The sequence below is a fragment of the Paenibacillus sp. FSL W7-1279 genome, assembly GCF_037969845.1.
Lineage (GTDB): Bacteria > Bacillota > Bacilli > Paenibacillales > Paenibacillaceae > Paenibacillus_AQ.
On the sequence record NZ_CP150215.1, the window covers coordinates 909,242 to 928,387 of the forward strand.

A 19,146-nucleotide genomic window follows, 5' to 3' on the forward strand; every position below is an offset into this window, starting at 1 on the left:
GCAATTCACTTAGAGATCATATTTGCTCATTCAACTCCCTGACGAGTTGGGCAAACTCTACAGCAATAGAATGGCGGCACCCATCATGGGGGTGAGGACCATGCAGGTTTTCAGCCAGATAACGGGTACCCGCTTCGTAAACTTTGCCCCCACATACGAGCCGGACATCGTACCGATCACAACAGCGGCGAGCAGTTGAACATCCAGGTACCCGATCGAGAAGTACCCGGCTCCTCCTGCCAGTGCGATTGGCATAATGACCAGCATGGTCGTGCCGGCGGCAACACGCATCGACATGCCGAGAATCAGCATAAGCCCTAACTGGATGAACGGGGTGGAGCCGATTCCGAACAGCCCCGATAAGGCGCCGGTTATGAGTCCGATTAGCAGTGCCTGTAGCCAGTATCGGAAGTCATGGATGCCGGGTATCACAGAGTCCCCGGAAGTCTTCGATCGACGTGAAACGTACAGCATCCTGAACCATAAGGCTAGTCCAGAGGCGAACAGCATACCGGATGTCATGAAGCCCAGCTTATCCTCGGGAATAAGCGAGGACCAGCCCGAGCTGACCCATGCCCCTGCCGCACCGGCCAAGCCGACGACGCCCCCTGTCTTCAGTGCCATGTTCCCTTCCCGGTAATGGCTGACAGAACCGGAAAGCGACGAGAAGAACATCGCCGCCAGTGCGGTACCCAGCGCGGTATGAATGGGATAACCGAATACGACGGTTAGGATGGATATAATGAAACCTGAGCCGCCTGCACCCACAAAACCGAGAAGGAGTCCGAGCAGCACCATAACGAGGGCGATATCGACCAACTGCATCAGACCATCCTCCAAACCTGATGAGGAACGCCGATCCCGGCCGGAACCGGCAGGTCATCGCGAACGCAGCTAAGCTTGTCCAGAACCATGGTGGCGTGTCCGCTTCCATAGACGGGCCAAGCCGGCAGCGCATGGATATTCGGATCTCCGCTTTGTATAAATGCAACCCATGCTTCCCGCATGGCGGTTGCCAGTGCATAACTCTCAGCTGCTACAGCATATGGATCCTCATTGCTGGACATTTCGGACATGGGATTGCGGATTAACTGAGCATGGATGAGACTGCCTTCATAACCGTGTATCGCGCCGAGCGTGCCGCCGCATTGAAGCCGATACATCCATACCGATGTTCCGGATGATGCCACGGCTTCTGCGAACTGCATCGCTCCAATCGTATATAGATGCTCGGTTAACGCTTTGTTCCAGGCATCACTCGATGACATCGATTGGTTATAGCGACCATAAGCATCCCACGCGACAGGGGCATTCGCTCCGAAGAATCGTTCAAGCGTCTCGAAGGCCGGTGATTGAAGCACGGGATCATCCTGAATGAAGATGGCTGCTTCATCCTCATTCGTGCCGATCAGCAGCGGCGGCAGACCGATGCTGCCGGTTAGGCTCCCCAGGGGATCAACGGGGATAACATGGCCATCGGATACCGGGCCGAACATATGCAGGCTGCGCGAGGTATTGGAGCCGATTGCCGATTGCGCTTCGATGATTCTCTCCGCAGGAAGTTCAAGCAGCTGATGCGCCTGCGCTTGCGATAACCCCAGCTCTTCTAGCAGCCGGAGAGTCGTGACATTGGCGGTTTGGCAATCCCGTATCGACTGCGTTGCGCCGCTTTGGACTATAGCCCGGTGAAATAAGCCCTGTGCCTCTTCCATCACGTAGAGGGTGGCCGTGCATTTGGCCCCGGCAGAATTGCCGATGACGGTTACGCGCGACGGGTCGCCGCCGAAAGCGGTAATATTCAACTGAACCCATTGGAGGGCGGCCGCAATATCCAGCATGCCATTGTTACCGGAGGTTGCATATTCTTTGCCCAGCAGGTCTCCCAAATACAAGAAACCTAATGCGCCGAGCCGATAATTGATCGATACGTAGACGATTCCATCCTCGGCTGCATAGCGAAATCCGTCGCACTCCGCTCCATTGCCCGATATAAATCCCCCGCCATGGATATAGACCATGACAGGCTTTAACTTATCGCCTGCGCCAGGTGTCCACACATTCAAGTTTAGGCAATCTTCGGACTGTACAAGCTTCGGCATGCCGCTTTGCGGATTATGCTTCTGCGGTGCGATAGGTCCGAATGGCTTGCACGGCCGCACGCCCGGCCAGGGTTGCGGAGGGACCGGAGGCTTGAATCTGCGCTTGCCGACTGCCGGGGCCGCATAGGGGATGCCCCGGAATACATACGCACCGTTTAAATTTTCGCCTTCAACTGTTCCTGATAATGTCTGTACGATCAATTCGATCGTCTCCTATCCTTACAAGATGAGATTATTATATCTTGTTTGTTTAATGAGCCCTAATATATATTAGATTATATTAATTATAACTTGGGAGTTATGTATTGTAGAAAGTGGGGATCAGTATGGAACTGTTGCAATTAAAATATTTTCAGACTGCCGCCCGAATGCAGCATATGACAAAGGCAGCCCATAGCCTGCATATATCGCAGCCGGCATTAAGCAAAATGATCGCGTCGCTTGAAGCCGAGCTGGGAACCAAGCTGTTCGAACGGGAGCATAAAACGATACGGCTGAACGAGCACGGCAAGCTGTTTCTTCGCCAAGTGGATATCGCGCTGCAAGCACTGGAAGACGGAAAGCTGCAGCTGCAGGATGCTAATGGCTGCGTCTCCGCCGTTATCACGCTTGATGTTCGCGTCTCCTCACATTTACTGCCGGATCTACTGGCCGATTTTCGCAAAGAATGGCCGCATGCAGAGTTTCAATTGCAGCAGCATGTTTCGTCATTCGAAGATATGCCGAGCTTCGATCTGTGCCTATCCGATGGCGCAACACCACCAAAGGGAACAGCGTCGGTCTGCTTGCTCGAAGAGGAGATCGTGGTTGCCGTTCCCGCCGAGCACCCGCTCGCGGATCGAGACCGTGTAAGCTTGCAGGAGCTCAAGGATGAGAGCTTCATTACCCTGCCTCCGGGTAAATCGCTGCGTGAAACAACGGATGCCTTTTGCCGCCTTGCCGGCTTTACCCCCCGCATCCGATTCGAGAGCGACGACCCCGCCACCGTCCGCGGTCTCATTCGAGCGGGTCAGGGCGTCGCCTTCCTGCCGGTGGTGACATGGGGCGGATCAACCGGGCCTGATGTCGTCCAGCTCCGGCTCGAAGAAAGCTGGTGCAAACGCTCCATCTCCTTGTCTTGGCCCAAGGACCGATACCTCATGCATACGGCGGTGCTGTTTCGGGATTTTGCCATTCGGTACTTTGCTCGGCTGGCCGAATCGCACCGGCAGGACATCGCTCGGAGCGGATTCTAGCTTGTTCGGCTTATCAGTGAGGAAGTTAATGTGAATTCGAAAGCGAAAAGGAGCGTCTCAAGTGGAAACCAAGCAGCCTCCCAGGCTAACCAATGAAGAGTACCGATTACAGCCCCACGCGCCTGTTCAAGTATTTCACGGCGTTCATCCGGGGAGAATCCAGCTGCACTGGCATGAATTTTACGAGCTGAGTTATGTGGTTTCCGGAAAAGGCGAGCACAGGCTCAACGGTTCCTCGTATCCGCTCTCTTCGGGGACCATCTTCTTGCTGACGCCTGCCGATTTTCATGAGCTGGTTTCCTTGGAAGAGGAACCACTTGAAATATATAATCTCATTTTCACCGAAGCTATGATGGATGATAACGTCTACCATTGGTTATTCGGCGGGAAACTTCTGCTGCAAGCACAGCTTGAGGAGAAGCGGCTCCCGGTGGTGTTCGCCGACTATGAACGGATGAAGGAGGAGAACGGAGTCTGGCGGGAAGGCAGCGAGATCGCGATCCGGGCTACGCTTCAGCGGCTGTTGGTGGATCTGTATCGTGGCAGCGCCGCAAATCGGCTCCTGCCCGCGAACGGGACGAGAGATCGGCAGCTCAACTTAAACCTGCAAAGGGCCCTAATCTATATTCATCATCATTTCCGTGAGGATTTGAGATTGGAAGATGCAGCTAGCCAGGCCCAATACTCGGCTACTTATTTCAGCTAGTGCTTCTCCAAATCCGTGGGGCAGTCTTTTCAACGTTATCTGCAAAACGTCAGAATGCATCGCCGAATCGCTGCTTCAGGCATCCTCGCTGCCCGTTACCGAGATTTGTTACGCTTCCGGCTTTAATACATTGGGCATTTTGAAAGGGTGTTTCGTCAGCGAAAGGGAATGTCCCCCCGCCAGTACCGCAACAAGGCAGAGAAAGCCGAAGATATGCAGCATTTATCCTAACGAATGCGCAGTATGGCCCTGACCTTCCGGGATATAATGACCACAGTTAACGAAATCCTTACTTGACTGGAGGTTATGATGATGACAACGCAAGCTCTTTCGAAGCAGGAGGTTGAGTTTTATAAGGAACATGGGTACTACCTGTACAAGAAGCCGCTCTTTAGTACCGAAAAAATGCAGGTTCTGACATCCATCTTTGAAGAGCAACTGGAGGAGAAGGGCAGCAAATTATCTGACGAGCTGGATACGCCGCATTTCCGTGACGAAAGGCTGCTCGACTTTCTGTTATCCGATGAGGTACTGGATCTGGTGGAACCCATCATCGGCCCGAATATCGGGTTGTGGTCCAGCCACTTTATCTGTAAAGATCCGCATGTGGGACGTGCAACGCCATGGCATGAAGATTCGGCCTACTGGAACGGCAGATTAAGCAGCTTCGACAAGATTATCACCGTATGGTTGGCGATTGACCGCAGCTGGAAGGAAAACGGATGCATGCGTGTCATTCCGGGTACGCACGATAGTGGTTTCTCGGATTATGAGGAAGTGGACCGGGCGAGCAATTTGTTTGACACCCAAATCAAGAGCGGTTCCATCGATGAGTCTCAAGCGGTTTACTTTGAGTTGGAAGCGGGAGAGTGCTCGCTTCACGATTCGCGGATCATTCATGGCGCGGAGCCGAATACAAGCCCGTACCGTCGCTGCGGGTACACCATGCGGTATTTCTCGACGGAAGCGCTGGTCTATCCGGATAAGAATCCTGGCTTTAAGGTGTGGCTGGCCCGCGGTAAGAACATAGCCGGAACGAAATTCGTCAACGAATAACCTGGATGGGGATACCCCGGGCTGCCGATTTTGATTCGAAACTGAATGTGTCCTTAGTGCCCAGGTTAACCGAGTGGATGGCCAGGCGGATTTCGGAACGGAAGACACATAGAAAAAGAAACGATAACAAGCCGGACCATGAAGGTTCCGGCTTGTTATTCGTGCTTTGGAAAGCCAACCTTGTCCAATCCATCACACACGGCCGACAGCCATCCAACTTATTAGAATAAAACAATACCTGCAGCACCGGCCATGAGGAGAATCAACAGGGGGTGGAGTTTGTATTTCAGCAAGAGAAATAAACAGGCTCCGCAAATTAGCAGCGTAGGAATCAGGCCCTGTAGGAGCCCTTCCCCCTCATCGGGATACCCAAAGTGAATAGCTGCATATACAATGAGTCCTGTCGTTACGGGACGCAGACCGTATAGAGAAGATTGGACCCATGGATTGCTCCGCATGCGGTAGAAGAGGGCGGAGAGCAGCACGATGACGACCAGCGACGGCAGGATGATGCCCGCGGTGGAGACGGCGGCTCCGATATAGCCGGCGGACTGATAGCCAATCAGCGTAGCGGCATTGGTGGCGATCGAACCGGGCGCCATGCCGGCCAGCGCCACGGTTTGCTGGAATTCCGCAGCAGTCAGCAGCCCTTTTTCCGTTACCTCCTTCTGAATGACCGGGATTACCGCATAACCGCCGCCAAAGGACACAAGGCCTACACTTATGAACATTATGAACAAGTCCCAATACATTTCCTATCGCCCCGATTCGTCTCTCTCAAATGTAATATTCCAATTCCGGGCGGCTGTTGGGCGCAGCCTTCTTCTCCGTATTCGCTTGAAAGCCCAGCCGTTTTTTGATCGGAATGACGGCCATTCCGCATAGTAAGCTTAGAGCAATGAGATAGAGAGGGTGCACGCCTGTAAACAGCATCACCGATACGGTGGCAAGCGCGGTTATCGTTGTTGTCGCATCGAAGACGGCATGTTTGGCCATCCGGTAAGCAGCGACGGCGATTAACGCAATAACGGCGCCATGCATCCCCTTTAAAGCGGCTTCAACCTTGGGTTGATCCCGAAAAAAAACGGCGCCTACGCTGATCAGAATCACGATCAAAAACGTGGGGCATGTCACGCCAAGCACAGCCGAAACAGCCCCGGCAATACCGGCTTGCCGGTGGCCGATCATCGCGGCCGCATTCACGCCGACGCCGCCGGGAGCGGAACCGGCAAGCGAGATAAGCTCACCGATTTCCTCCTCGTTTACCCACTTTTTCTTGCTCACCACTTCGCGCTCAATAATAGGCAGCATTGCATACCCACCTCCGAAGGTGGAGGGGCCGATGCAGCAGAAGGTCCAAAATAGCCGGGCCAGCAGCGTCAATCTTTTTTTCAGACTGCTAAAATATGCGGTTGTTCTTTTCATCAAGCGTGATGAATTCTCGGCATCGGCATCGGCTCCTTGCCAAGCTCGGCCCAGATGTATTTGAGCAGAAGCTCGGCCTTTAGCTGCTCGTACCCCGGTTCATCCCATAAATTGCGCAGTTCGCCGGGATCCGCTTCTAGGTCAAAGAGCTCGCCGTAGGTTTGATTGTAATAAACGGTGATCTTATAGCGCTGCTCGATGTACGTTTTTTGATGAATCGTCGAAGGCTCGTGTCGGAATTCGCAGAGAGCATGCTGCCGCGCTGTGTCCGCGTTACCTAGCCACACATCCTTTTGGTCGATGCCCGTGATCGCTGGCGGTATCGGTATATTGCAGAAGGATAAGAAGGTAGGGGCCAGGTCGACCAGGGACTGCATAGCCTCTGTTCTTTTTCCGGCAGGCACCCGTCCTGGATACCGTGCAATGAATGGAAGCTTGATTAAATCCTCGTAATGGAACCCGCCCTTGGCTTGAAGGCCGTGCTGGCCGAAGAAATGTCCGTGATCGGTGGTGAAAACAACGAGCGTATCCTCGGATAGCCCCAGTTCATCCAGTTTATCGAGAATGCTGCCGATATATTTATCCATCATGCTGATCATGCCATAATACACGGCGACCAGCTTCTTCTTGTCATACTCCGTTAATCTGGATTTCGAGCCGTATTCGTAATAATGATGGGAGCGGTAGCCGTGAATGCCGAACCCGGTTTCAGCGAGATGCGAAAAATCCGGATTTTCTTCCTGCGTCAAGCGGAAGTGCGGCGGATTGCGGTCATGCTCACCAGGCGTTAAGGATGGGATCGTGAGTTTTTCCGGATCATACATCGAATCCCATGGTTCCGGCACCAGGTATTCCGGGTGCGGGTCGAAGAAGCTCGCCCACATAAAGAAGGGGTCATCCGCCTTTTTATATTGCTCCAACAGAGAGTTGGTTCGCTCGGCGATCCAGGTATTGTAGTGGTATTGTTCCGGTATGGGCCATGTGTACGTTTGGGTAGGATCCATAGTTCCCGTAGGGGGCAGGAAGTACTCCCGCCAATTGGCACATCCTTGCTCCTCCAGCCATAGGGCATAATGTTGTCCGACATGGGCCTCATTCGTATGGTTTCGGGCCAGCTCGACGTGATCGAATCCGTAAAAAGGTCCGTTAAAATTCCGCCAATGCTCCAAATCCTGAAGAATCGGGTAGGCCTCTACGGATGGGTAATCTTCCGTGGATTTCAACGGCTGGAAATGCGCTTTTCCCACCAGTGCGGTTCGATAGCCTGCATCTTGGAAGCTCTCACCCACGGTATGGCGGTCTTCCAGCAGCTTTGTCCCCAGGGTCCATGCTCCATGCTGACTCGGGTACTGCCCCGTAATGATGGATGCCCGGCTTGGCGTGCAGGTGGGATTGGGGCAATACGCCCGATCGAACGTCGTTCCTTGACGCGCAAGGCGGTCCAGGTTAGGCGTAGAGATTTCAGGCTGAAATGCTCCGATTGTATTCCAATGCTGCTGATCGCTTGTGATTAGCAAAATGTTAGGTCTTCTCGACAAGTGTAATCGCCTCCTAGTATGATGATATTGAAAATATCAGGTTATAAAAATAGCGGGGTGTTATATTTTTGTTGTCATTTTGTTATTCTTGATGGAAAAAATGAAGAAAAGAGGAGGGAGCCTTTTATGCAGGAATACGAATATGAGTATGCGGAGTTCATCTATTACACGCCTGGATACTTGGATAGAGAGGAACAGATCTGGCCTGTCCGGGCGGGACGAAGCATAGCCAAGCCCAATTACAGGGTCGGACCGAAACGAATCGAGTGTTACAGCTTGCATTTTGTACATGAAGGCATGGTGCGGCTGGAGTTCGATGACAAACGAGTGGATCTGCAAAAGAATGATCTGTTCTGCTTGTTTCCGGGCCGGACCTATTATTATCACATGCTGCCTGCGGATACCTCGCTTCAGATGAGCTGGTTGGCAGTGGATGGGAACAGGGTCAAGCCATTGCTGGAGCTGGCTGGCTTATGTCCGGACAACCCGTTCGGCAAACAAATGATATCCTCTAAGGTCAAGGAATCCTCCGAACGCGTGATTGATGCCCTGGCCGGAGTCGAGCGCTGGAAACCGGCGGTATCGCTGGAGCTGCACGGCTTGATTTATGGACTGCTCGCCGGCATGGTCCCGGATATGGCCTCCGCGCAGCCGACGGAACTTGCGGGATGGATTCACGAGTGTTTGGATTATATGGAGCTGCATGCCACCGAGGGCATATCCGTACAGCAGGTTGCCGAATTCGCCGGGGTGCATCGGTCATACTTCTCCAACATGTTCACCCATCAGGTAGGGATGCCGCCGTTAAAATACCTTCAGCGCATACGAATGGAAAAGGCGAAACGGTTGTTACAAGAAACGGACGCAACAATTACCGAGATTGCCTTGTCTCTCGGCTATCCGAATTTATATTCGTTCACCAGGGCTTTCAAGATCTATTATAAGGTGCCTCCCATAACCATGCGCGGAGCTCGATGTTGACCGTACGGACGGTATTTGCGTTTTTGTAAACGTTTACGATCTGGTTCTTCTGATCTGGAAAAAGGAGACACGCGTCATGAAATTCTCTACGATTCAAAGGTGGATATCACCGAGGCGAAGTATTCAGGGGAAAATCTTTATTGCGTTCAGTGCGGTAACGCTTGTGTCCATCGTCTCCATTACGGTCATCGTGTATATGAGCATGCGCGAGACGATCATGCAAAATGCGATCACCTCGGTTTCGGACAGCATCAGGCAGGCGGATGAATCGCTGAATATGATGCTGGAAGAGATCGACCGGCTGAACACCGTCGTGGTGACCAACAAAAACACGGTGATCGACACCCTGCTGAGCCCTCATGAAGAAATTAGTTATGAATGGTTTCAAGAGCAGAAACGGATCGATGAGTTTCTATCCGTTCTGATCGATTATAAGCCTTACATTTCTCGGATTGCCGTAGTTGGTTTAAACGGCAAGGTGTTTTTCTCAGGCGGTCCGTGGCTGGATAAGACGGTCTTGGGGACCGGAATGATGGATTATATGCTCCAGAATGGATCGCGTCACGCGTACTTCAAGCAGACCGGGGTGTCCGATGCCATCACGGTCGGGCGGGAGATTCGATATAACCGTGAACCGATCGGGGTTGTCATGGTGGATTTGAATTATGATTTCATCCAAAAAACATACGGCGTGAAGCCGACCACCGATAGCATGATCTACGTGCTGGACAAGCAGGGCGGGTTTGTCTATGAGGCTGAATCGGCACCGTCCTTTGCTCCTTCGTTCGAGAAGATCCTCAACATTCATGGGGAACTCGCAGGGGATGGGGACGCCATCAAGCAAGCCATTGACGGCAGGGACTATATCGTAGTCAGCCGCCAATCCGGTTATACGGGCTGGACCACCCTGGCTTTGATACCGATGGATTCGCTGCTTAGTGAATCAACAAAGCTCCGTAAACTGTTGGCGGAGGTATCGGTTATCGTCTTTATCGTAGTCTTGATCGGTTCGCTGCAGGTATCTTCCCGAATTACCCTCAACATTCGGAGGTTGAAATCCTTAATGATGTTTGTGAAGGAAGGGAATCTGACGTTTCCGAGAAAGGAGATAACCAGCGAGGACGAGACCGGGCAGCTATACCGCGTCTTTGTCAGCATGGTGGAGGAATTGAAGCGACTGCTCGAAGGGATTCGGGTCAGCGAGAAGGAGAAGCGGGAGGCCGAATTGACGGCGCTACAGGCGCAAATTCATCCGCATTTTTTATACAACTCGCTTAACACCATCAAGTATTTGGCCAAGATGAACGGTGTGCCGAATATCGAAGAGGTGTCCGGATCGCTGATTGAGCTCATGCGCGGCGTTCTGGGCAATTCGAGCGAATATCTGACGGTGAGGGAGGAACTGGATTATGTTGAACGCTATATCTCGATCGTGAAGTACAGGTATATGGAGCCGATCCGGATGGTCACTCAGGTTGAGGACGATGCTTTGCTGGAATGCCGGGTGCTGAAGCTGATGCTGCAGCCCCTTGTGGAGAATGCCGTCATTCATGGTATCGGCGCGATGGAGCAGGAAGGGCTCGTGCTGATACGCGTATGCGATGAGGGCAGCGACCTGAAGATTGAAGTGATCGACAATGGCAAGGGCATAACGGAAGGGCAAAGGGCGCGCCTGCTGGGCGAGACGGGCAAGAAGGGGGAAACCTCCCGTTTTAGCGGTATGGGCGGAGCGGATCGTTCATATGTACGGCGATTCGTACGGCGTCAAGCTGTACAGTGAGCCGGGGCTATATACGAAGGCCGAGGTCCGGTTGCCGAAAAAAATGGAGAGTGCGGACAAATCCAGTGCGGATAAATCCCGACAAGAGGTGATATAAAGCCATGTTTCAAGTGCTGCTCGTTGATGATGAGCCGTTGGTACGGCATGATCTGCGCACGTTATTGGACTGGAATGAGCATGGATTCGAATTATGCGGCCAAGCGCATAATGGATTGATGGCCTTGGCCATGATTGAGCAGTCTCCTCCGCATATTGCAATTATTGACGTAAATATGCCCGAAATGAACGGCGTAGAGCTCAATCGGGCGATCCAGGAACGGTTTCCGTTCATTCAGACGATTATGCTCAGCAGCTATGATGATTATGATTACGTCAGGGAGTGCCTGAAGAACGGCTCCATCGATTATCTGTTGAAGCATCGGCTGGACGGTGCAGCGCTGGTTGCCTTGTTAAACAAAGCAGTTCTGGAAATACGGCAGCAGGATCGGCTGGAAGAACGCAAAACTCATGAGGCCGTGGCCGAAAGGCTGAATCCCGCGCTGATCCGCGATTATATTGTGTACCTGGTTAGCGGACGGAGGGATGCAACCACGGAGGTTAAGGCTTTCTCACAAAAAAACAGCCTGTACACCCACGCGTTAAGCTATGCGGCAGCGGCCGTGCAGATTGTTCCGTTCCTGCTGCTGACGGAGTCATACAGCGACGTGCAAACGAACCGCCTGGTTCAGCAGGCGGTCGATATGATGCAGCAGAGCTTGGGGGATATTCAGGAGCGGACGGCGGCTTACGTGGAGGATGGGCGGTTTATTGTCGTGTTTGCGTTCAAGGAGCGGAGCGAACATGCCATAAAGAACGAGATCGCCGGACGGATGAGGAAGCTTCAACATGCGCTCGAGCTGTTCCTTAATTTAAAATGCGTGGTTTCCGTCGGACATGTATGCACCAGCTTGTCACAACTCGGCTCCAGTTATAGCTCCGCTGAGCGGGTGCTCGACGCCTCCACCATGGAGCCGTCCGGAAGCAATGCGGTTTCAAAGATGCCGGTCCGGGCCGGGGGACTTGCCGGCGGAAACGATCAGCGTGTATCTTTGACGATCGAGGAACACAAGCAGCTTCTGCTTTCAATTGAAAGGCTGGATATCGATGACGTGCACGGGTTAATCTCCTCCATCTTTACTTCGATCCGCCATCTGCCGGTCCATTCATATACAATCCAGATGATCGTCAGCGAGCTCATGTTAACCGGGGATAAGGCATGGAAGACATGGATGCCATCTGCGGAAGCCGTGAAGGAGAAGCTTCCTTCAAGAAGCGAGCTCGGAAGAATCGGCAGTGTCGGGGAGCTGGTGCAATGGCTGCAATCCTACTATGCGGGTTTGCTTGGCCTGCTGAAGCAGCACCGTGCGGCGGGACCGTATTCACGACATGTCACACAGGCCGTTCATTTTATTCTGGAGAGGTATCCGGGTTATGTCACGCTGGAGCTGGCCGCGGGTGCCATCGGCCTGAACTCTTCTTATTTAAGCAGGATCTTCAAGGAAGAGACGCAGCGGACGTTCTCGGAGTATTTGAATCAGGTTCGGATCGACGCAGGGCGGAAGCTGCTGGAAAGCGGCAAATACTCGATCAAGGAAATCAGCAATCAAGTGGGTTTCACGACCCATAACTATTTTTTTAAAGTGTTCAAGGAAATAACGGGGGTAACCCCGCAGGAGTATTTGAACCGCTTGGGAAGAGGCTAGGCAAAAACCCCAGTATTCGGATCGGCAGGTGAAGCATGCAGCGAAGCTGCCGTTCACAGATCGTAAAATATGTGGAGTAAATGGTCATATTTTTGTAATGGGCCGTCTTAAAGGGTGAATTATAATAATCACACACCAGGCGGTAAACGCTTACAAACGGCGCCTGGTGAATGAAGGGATATGGGGGTCGCTTATTTATGCGTAAACGCTGGGGAAGAAACGCGGTCATCACGATGATCGCTTCCAGCTTGATGCTGGCCGGATGCAGTTCCGATGGAGGTTCGAAGAAAGAAGCTGCACCCGAAGGTACAGAGAATGTCGTTCATACTACAGGGTTTCCCATCGTAGATCAGACCGTAGATCTCAAGATGTTCACCCGGATTGCGCCCGTGAACGGTCCGTTCAAGGAGATGCCGGTGTTCCAGGATTACGAGAAACTGAGCAATGTGAAGGTCGAGTTCATCGAAGCGCCGACGGACGGCTTCCAGGAGAAGAAAAACCTGTTGTTCGCCTCCAATGAGCTGCCTGATGCCTTGTTCCGCTCCGGTCTGTCGCCGCTTGAGGCCGTTCGTTACGGATCGGCAGGACAGCTGATCCCGCTGGAAGGCCTTATCGATGAATATGCGCCAAATTTGAAAAAATTGATGGAGGAATATCCGGAAATTCGCGCGGGCATCACAACGCCGGAGGGGCATATCTATGCAATTCCGGGCATTGTAACGCTGGGCGCGGCGCGGACGGATAAGAAATGGATCAACCAGATGTGGCTGGAGAAGCTGAATCTGGAGGTGCCGCAGACAACGGACGAACTGTATGATGTTCTGCTTGCCTTCCGCGATGGTGACCCGAACGGCAACGGGAAGCAGGATGAAATTCCGATGACGGCCCGTGTCGGATTGGCGATCGTGGCCGCGATGAGCGGTTCATTCGGACTGGATACGCAGCTCGGATATAACATCAACATCGAGAATGACAAAGTCAGCATCTGGATGGGCAGCGACAAGAACAAAGAGATGCTCATGTACTTAAACAAGCTTTACAAGGAGAAGCTTCTGGATCCCGAGATTTTCTCCCACACCGAAGCGCAATATTTGGCCAAGCAGGGCTCGGGAAATACGGGATTCTTCTTTGACCAGACCAACAATAACTTCTTGTCGATTCAGGACCAGTATACCGGAATCGCACCTCCGGCTGGCCCGGGCGGAGATCGGATGCAAAGCCAGGCCTTGCCGATTGCACGGGATTTTGGAGCTTTTGCGATCACGTCCATTAATAAATACCCGGAAGTCACGATGCGCTGGATCGATTATTTCTATAGTGACGAAGGTTCGACGCTTCTGAGGTTCGGCAGGGAAGGGGAGCACTACGAGCTCAAGGACGGAATTCCGTACTACACGGAGGATTTCCTGAAGGATATTACCAATCAGGCCAAAATCACGCCTTATGCGGGAGGCGGGGCACCTCATCTCATCAGCGAACAGGTTGCCTCGTTCATCAATCCGCCGCAGGTGCAGGAGGCGCAGCAGCAGCTGGATCCGTTCATGCCGAAGGTTCGTTATGCGGCTCCGATGTTTGACGAGCAAACCGCGCAGCAGGTCAACATTCTTCGCAACGATATCGACAAATACTACGAAGAGCAAAGCACGAAGTTCATTGTTGGCGCGCTTAGCTTCGACAAGTGGGGAGAATTCCAATCCACGCTCCAGAAGATGAAAATCGGCGAGCTGGAGAAATTGTATCAGGATGCCTATGATAAAATGCAGAAATAATGCTGCTACATCATGGATAAGGAGTGGATGCCCATGAAGCGTGTCAAAGCCGATTCATCGATGGCTCTGCCTCGAAGCGATTCGAGGCGGGGTTCCCGCCTATTAAGGCAAATGGCCAAGCGATATGACCTGTATCTCATGCTGCTTCTGCCGGTCGTCTGGTATCTGGTCTTTCACTATGGTCCGCTATACGGGCTGCAAATCGCGTTTAAAAATTTCAATCCGGCAAAAGGTATCCTCGGCAGCAGCTGGGAGGGCTTCGGGCATTTCGAACGCTTCTTTGATTCGTATTATTTCTGGCGGCTGCTGTGGAATACGCTGTCCATCAATTTGTTTTCCTTGTTGATTGCCTTCCCGATTCCGATCCTGCTGGCGTTGATCATCAATGAAATACGCAGCAAGACCTTCAGCAAATGGCTGCAGAACATTACGTACATACCGCATTTTATTTCGGTGGTCGTGATCGTTGGCATTCTAAACGTGTTCCTCTCGCCCAATAGCGGTCCGATCAATCTGTTAATCGAGGCCGTCGGCGGTACGCCGATCCGTTTTCTTGAGGAAGCCGGCTGGTTCAAGACCATCTTTATCGGCTCTAACATCTGGCAGAACATGGGGTGGCAATCCATTATCTATATTGCGGCGCTGAGCGGGGTGAACCCGCAGCTCTACGAGGCGGCCAAGATGGACGGAGCATCGAGGCTGCGGCGCATCTGGCACATCTCTTTGCCAGGAATCGCGCCTGTCGTTATCATTTTGCTCATTTTGGATATCGGTCATTTCATGAACATTGGCTTTGAAAAAATATTGTTGATGCAGAACAACCTGAATCTGGAATCAAGCGACGTCATCTCCACGTTTGTCTACACGACAGGCATTTTAAAGGGAGAATACAGTTACACGGCAGCGATCGGACTGTTTAATTCGGTCATCAATCTGTTCCTGCTGCTGTTCGTAAACCGGATTGCGCGCAAGACGTCAGAGACAAGCTTATGGTAAAGGGGGGACGCGCCATGTCCAAGCCGTCGACAGTAAAAGAGGCCGCGAATGAACGGGTATTCGATGTCATCATATACGTGATCGCCGCGATCATTATCGTCATTGTGCTGTACCCGTTGATCTTTATTGTCAGCGCTTCGTTCAGTGATCCGACCAGGGTATTGAACGGCGAAGTCTGGCTGCTGCCGAAAGGCGTAACGCTGGATGCCTACACCAATATTTTGCAAAACGAAAAGATTTGGACGGGATATCGCAACACGATTATCTATACGGTCGTCGGCACAGTGATCAATATCATCATGACGATTTTGGCGGCCTACCCGCTATCAAGGCCTGACCTTCCGGGGCGAAATGCGATCATGGTGTTTATCACGCTGACGATGTTCTTCAGTGGAGGGTTGATTCCAACATATCTGCTGGTCAAGGATTTGGGAATGGTCGATTCGATGTGGGCGCTGATTGTTCCCGGCGCGATTGCCACTTACAATCTGATCGTGATGAGGACCTATTTCCAATCGAGCATTCCCTGGGAGCTGCAGGAGGCCGCCCATATCGACGGCTGTTCCAACTGGAGGCTGCTTTTCAGTATCATTCTCCCTCTATCCAAGCCGATCCTGGCGGTGATGGTGTTGTTTTATGCGGTCGGCCACTGGAATTCATTCTTTAATGCGCTCATCTATATTCGTAACGAGAATTTGCATCCGCTTCAGCTGGTGCTGCGCGAAATTTTGCTGATTAGCCAATCAGATGCTGTGGACGGCAGCGTGGGACTGGAAGAAAGCATCCTGCTTGCCGAAAGCATCAAATACGCGGTCATTATCGTCTCCAGTTTACCTGTACTGCTGATGTATCCGTTCGTGCAGCGGCATTTCGTTAAAGGCGTCATGATTGGCTCGATTAAAGGTTAATTTCCGATACCGATCGCACGGGCCAGCCTAAAATTGCTTGGGGAGGTTATATGTTGAATAAGAACGCAGCGATTACCATTGATTGCAGCCGCAAGAGCGAGCACACGATCAATCCTTACCTGTTCGGTCATTTTGTGGAGGATATTCGGGATCATATGGAGGCGATGCTTGCGTTTCCACTGAGGGACATGGATTTTGAAAGCGAGGCGGAGACCAAGACGCCGGTGTCGGGAAGCTGGCGCGCCTATACCAACGGGCGCAACACCGGGTACGCCATGGAAGCCCCGGCGCCCCGGCATTCGGGACGCGCCCAGCGCATCCGGATCCTGAGCGATGACGAAGCCTATGCGGGCATCGCGCAGAAAGCGGCTTTAAAGGGTCCGATGAAGTATACGGTCCGGCTTGTAGCTCGCGCTTCCATCGAGCTTCAATACGCGATGGTCGAAGCCGTGGACCGGCGTACGGAAGAAACGCTTGGACAGCTTCGCGTGGAGCTCGGCAGCCACAACTGGCATGAATACGTGGGTGAGCTGTCGATCACACGCGCTTGCAGTGATGCCGAGATCCGGGTGTATGTTCCGGCCGAGCATCCAAGGTGGATCGATCACGTCTCCACCGGCATGCTCTGGATTGATCACGCGTCCCTGCTGCCGATCGATAGCATCGCGATGGTGAAGCGTGAAGTGATCGAGATGACGAGAGGGCTGAATGCGGGCATGATGAGGCTCGCGGGCAATTACATCAGCGCTTACCACTGGGAGCATGGCATCGGTCCGGTTCTGGAGAGACCGGTCATGTACAACGAAGCCTGGGGAGGATGGACCAGCAAATATTTCGGCACGGACGAATTCATCCGTTTTTGCCGCGAGCTGCAGGTGGAGCCCCTGATCTGTGTGAATGATGGATCGGGTACCCCTGAAGAAGCTGCGCAGTGGATCGAATACTGCAATGGGAGTGTGGATACACCTATGGGCGCTTTACGTGCCCGTAACGGTTTCCCTGAGCCATACAACGTGAAGTATTGGGAGATCGGAAATGAGGTGTGGGGCCAATGGCAGGTCGGCACTTGTACGGCAGAGCAGTTTGCGAAGCGGACCATATCGTTTGCCAAGGCCATGAAGGAGGCGGACGCTTCTATCGTGCTGCTGGCCTGCGGGCATTACGAGCAGGAATGGAACAAGGCCGTGCTGGATCTGGCCGGCGAGTATATGGACTACTTGACGCTGCATTTATATCACGGCTATGGCCCCTTCGGCATGAACCGGGATACGCCGGCAGAGGAACGCTATAAAGCGATCGCCTCTTATCCCGAGTGGACCCGGCACCATATCCGGAAGACAACGGAGTTGATCCGATCCCAGTCGAAGCATAGTCACGTGAAGCTGGCGATCACCGAATACAACACGATGTACTATCCAAATACGGTGCGAAAAGGGCTGCCGAACGAGCATACATTAGGTGCCGCGGTGGCCAATGCCGCCAACCTGAACGAAATGATTCGCTGCAGCGACATGGTGCATATCGGCAGCTTCTCCGATCTTGTGAATGGCTGGCTCGGAGGATGCATACGGGTCGGGGACTACTACGCGGATCAGTATTGCGGCAAGGAGCCCGGATGGAGCGGGCTTCCGCTCACGATTTACGGGACGCCGACCTATGAAGTGTTAAAGCTTTACGCGAATCGCGACGTCCGTCGTCTTCTCCCCGTCCAAGCGGAATGCGGCACTTTCTCCGTGGCCTCAAACAAGGAGACGCCTATGGAGCTTGATGCGCTTCCGGTACTGGACATTGTGGCCGGGACGAATGACGACGGCAGCCAAGTCACCGTATTTATCGTTAACCGCAGCCTGGAGGAGGTAACGGCCGTACTGGATCTGCAGGCCTTCGAAGCTTCCGGGGAATCGATCCTTTATGAAATCACCGGCAATTCTTACGATGATATAAACTCAGTGTTCCAGCCGGATCACATCGTGTGCCAGGAAAGTAAAGTGCCGGCAGAGGCATGGCAGCGGGGGCACCTGTTACGGCCTTCATCCATTTACGCACTTGAATTCAAAGCACGCTCATAGTGTGGCGCAAGGTACAAAGGAATGAAGTAAGCTTCTAAATGAATCGACCGCAAAAAAGTCGGAATGCGCTGGCAGCTTCCGGCTTTTTTTTGGTGCAGGCGACGGTTAAAACTTTGTCTAATCATAATGGATGACTTAGCAAACGAAAACGGAGTTATAAAGGATTCATCGTTTAACTTATTTATGGGAAGTGTAATTAGAGACTAAATACAAGGATGGGGCGATTGAGATGTCAAACGGAACCGTAGTGAACCGGGAAGCGGTCGAGACCGTGAAGGATATTATCAAGGATATTGAAACGGCGATGTTCTCCACGATATCGGAGGGCGGGATCAACTCCAGGCCGATGCAAACGCAGGATATCGAATTCGACGGCGATTTGTGGTTTTTGACGAAAAGGGACACCAGCAAATATCAAGAAATTATGGCCAATCCCAACGTCAATATCGCTTATGTCGGCAAATCCTATGTATCGATTCGGGGAACGGCCCAAGCCGTGGACGACCTAGAGCGGAAAAAGGCGCTCTGGAACGCGGCATATGAGAAGTTTCTGCAGACGTCCTACGACGATCCCAACATTATTCTGATCAAGGTGGATACGGACACCGCAGAGTATTGGGAAACCGGAAACAAGACCAAAACGGTAAAAGCCTTCTTCAAGAAAATGGTGGGCCAAGAGCCGGAGGGCGACTCGGATATTAACAAAACCGTTGATCTCCATTGATTACGAGGTACGATAATTAGCAGAGGGAAAACCGCAGGATCCAGCCATGATCCTGCGGTTTTTTAATAGTATGTTAAATCCGCATGCGCATATCCTTCAAGACGGCGACCTTTTGATT

17 protein-coding genes are annotated in these 19,146 nt (G+C 52.5%); 12 read left to right on the forward strand and 5 right to left on the reverse strand.

The genetic code is table 11. The annotated features are described in order from the left end of the window. Nucleotides 1-57: 57 nt before the first annotated feature. Together MKY82_RS03885 and MKY82_RS03890 are read right to left on the reverse strand one after the other, a co-directional pair. Entirely contained in the window at nucleotides 58-825 is a 768-nt protein-coding gene (locus MKY82_RS03885; protein ID WP_339295524.1) for a sulfite exporter TauE/SafE family protein, read from the reverse strand. Beyond that, nucleotides 825-2,300, reverse strand: a complete 1,476-nt coding sequence (locus tag MKY82_RS03890; RefSeq protein ID WP_339295525.1) for a carboxylesterase family protein — start codon at nucleotides 2,298-2,300, stop codon at nucleotides 825-827. Before MKY82_RS03890 ends, MKY82_RS03885 begins: the two co-directional genes overlap by 1 nt. 125 nt (nucleotides 2,301-2,425) lie before the next feature. On the opposite strand from MKY82_RS03890, the gene MKY82_RS03895 reads away from it, so the two are divergent. From MKY82_RS03895 to MKY82_RS03910, 4 genes are all read left to right on the forward strand, one after another. Continuing rightward, complete coding sequence (locus tag MKY82_RS03895; RefSeq protein ID WP_339295526.1) at nucleotides 2,426-3,334, forward strand: LysR family transcriptional regulator; 909 nt, start codon at nucleotides 2,426-2,428, stop codon at nucleotides 3,332-3,334. A gap of 61 nt (nucleotides 3,335-3,395) precedes the next feature. Then, nucleotides 3,396-4,040 (forward strand): AraC family ligand binding domain-containing protein, encoded by a 645-nt coding sequence (locus MKY82_RS03900; RefSeq protein WP_339295527.1) that lies wholly within the window; start codon nucleotides 3,396-3,398, stop codon nucleotides 4,038-4,040. 147 nt (nucleotides 4,041-4,187) lie between these two features. Further along, complete coding sequence (locus tag MKY82_RS03905) at nucleotides 4,188-4,271, forward strand: hypothetical protein (protein WP_339296631.1); 84 nt, start codon at nucleotides 4,188-4,190, stop codon at nucleotides 4,269-4,271. Nucleotides 4,272-4,349: 78 nt separating this feature from the next. Continuing rightward, nucleotides 4,350-5,096 (forward strand): phytanoyl-CoA dioxygenase family protein, encoded by a 747-nt coding sequence (locus MKY82_RS03910; protein ID WP_194545041.1) that lies wholly within the window; start codon nucleotides 4,350-4,352, stop codon nucleotides 5,094-5,096. A 221-nt stretch (nucleotides 5,097-5,317) separates the two neighbouring features. Here MKY82_RS03910 and MKY82_RS03915 read toward each other — a convergent pair whose 3' ends face one another. The 3 genes from MKY82_RS03915 to MKY82_RS03925 are packed head-to-tail and all read right to left on the reverse strand — an operon-like array spanning nucleotide 5,318 to nucleotide 8,059. Further along, nucleotides 5,318-5,848 carry a chromate transporter gene (locus MKY82_RS03915; protein WP_194540830.1) on the reverse strand — a complete coding sequence of 177 codons (531 nt, stop codon included), beginning with the start codon at nucleotides 5,846-5,848 and terminating at the stop codon, nucleotides 5,318-5,320. 25 nt (nucleotides 5,849-5,873) lie between these two features. Beyond that, nucleotides 5,874-6,521 carry a chromate transporter gene (locus MKY82_RS03920; protein WP_339296632.1) on the reverse strand — a complete coding sequence of 216 codons (648 nt, stop codon included), beginning with the start codon at nucleotides 6,519-6,521 and terminating at the stop codon, nucleotides 5,874-5,876. Then, nucleotides 6,521-8,059, reverse strand: coding sequence for a sulfatase-like hydrolase/transferase (locus tag MKY82_RS03925; RefSeq protein WP_339295528.1), 1,539 nt, complete (start codon nucleotides 8,057-8,059; stop codon nucleotides 6,521-6,523). Before MKY82_RS03925 ends, MKY82_RS03920 begins: the two co-directional genes overlap by 1 nt. A 126-nt stretch (nucleotides 8,060-8,185) precedes the next feature. Between MKY82_RS03925 and MKY82_RS03930 the strand changes: the two genes are divergently transcribed. The 8 genes from MKY82_RS03930 to MKY82_RS03965 all read left to right on the forward strand — a co-directional run bounded on the left by MKY82_RS03930 (nucleotide 8,186) and on the right by MKY82_RS03965 (nucleotide 19,028). Beyond that, nucleotides 8,186-9,040 (forward strand): AraC family transcriptional regulator, encoded by an 855-nt coding sequence (locus MKY82_RS03930; protein ID WP_220686613.1) that lies wholly within the window; start codon nucleotides 8,186-8,188, stop codon nucleotides 9,038-9,040. 76 nt (nucleotides 9,041-9,116) lie between these two features. Beyond that, complete coding sequence (locus MKY82_RS03935) at nucleotides 9,117-10,820, forward strand: histidine kinase (RefSeq protein ID WP_339295529.1); 1,704 nt, start codon at nucleotides 9,117-9,119, stop codon at nucleotides 10,818-10,820. Between the two features lie 101 nt (nucleotides 10,821-10,921). Next, nucleotides 10,922-12,562 carry a response regulator gene (locus MKY82_RS03940; RefSeq protein ID WP_339295530.1) on the forward strand — a complete coding sequence of 547 codons (1,641 nt, stop codon included), beginning with the start codon at nucleotides 10,922-10,924 and terminating at the stop codon, nucleotides 12,560-12,562. A 197-nt stretch (nucleotides 12,563-12,759) separates the two neighbouring features. Further along, entirely contained in the window at nucleotides 12,760-14,331 is a 1,572-nt protein-coding gene (locus MKY82_RS03945) for an extracellular solute-binding protein (protein ID WP_194540836.1), read from the forward strand. 33 nt (nucleotides 14,332-14,364) lie between these two features. Continuing rightward, the gene (locus MKY82_RS03950) at nucleotides 14,365-15,327 is read left to right on the forward strand and encodes an ABC transporter permease subunit (RefSeq protein ID WP_194540837.1); all 963 of its coding nucleotides are present in this window, start codon (nucleotides 14,365-14,367) and stop codon (nucleotides 15,325-15,327) included. 14 nt (nucleotides 15,328-15,341) lie between these two features. After that, nucleotides 15,342-16,235 (forward strand): carbohydrate ABC transporter permease, encoded by an 894-nt coding sequence (locus MKY82_RS03955; RefSeq protein ID WP_071221947.1) that lies wholly within the window; start codon nucleotides 15,342-15,344, stop codon nucleotides 16,233-16,235. A 53-nt stretch (nucleotides 16,236-16,288) separates the two neighbouring features. Further along, nucleotides 16,289-18,304, forward strand: coding sequence for an alpha-L-arabinofuranosidase C-terminal domain-containing protein (locus tag MKY82_RS03960; protein WP_339224306.1), 2,016 nt, complete (start codon nucleotides 16,289-16,291; stop codon nucleotides 18,302-18,304). 229 nt (nucleotides 18,305-18,533) lie between these two features. Then, complete coding sequence (locus MKY82_RS03965; protein WP_339224308.1) at nucleotides 18,534-19,028, forward strand: pyridoxamine 5'-phosphate oxidase family protein; 495 nt, start codon at nucleotides 18,534-18,536, stop codon at nucleotides 19,026-19,028. Nucleotides 19,029-19,146: the final 118 nt, after the last annotated feature.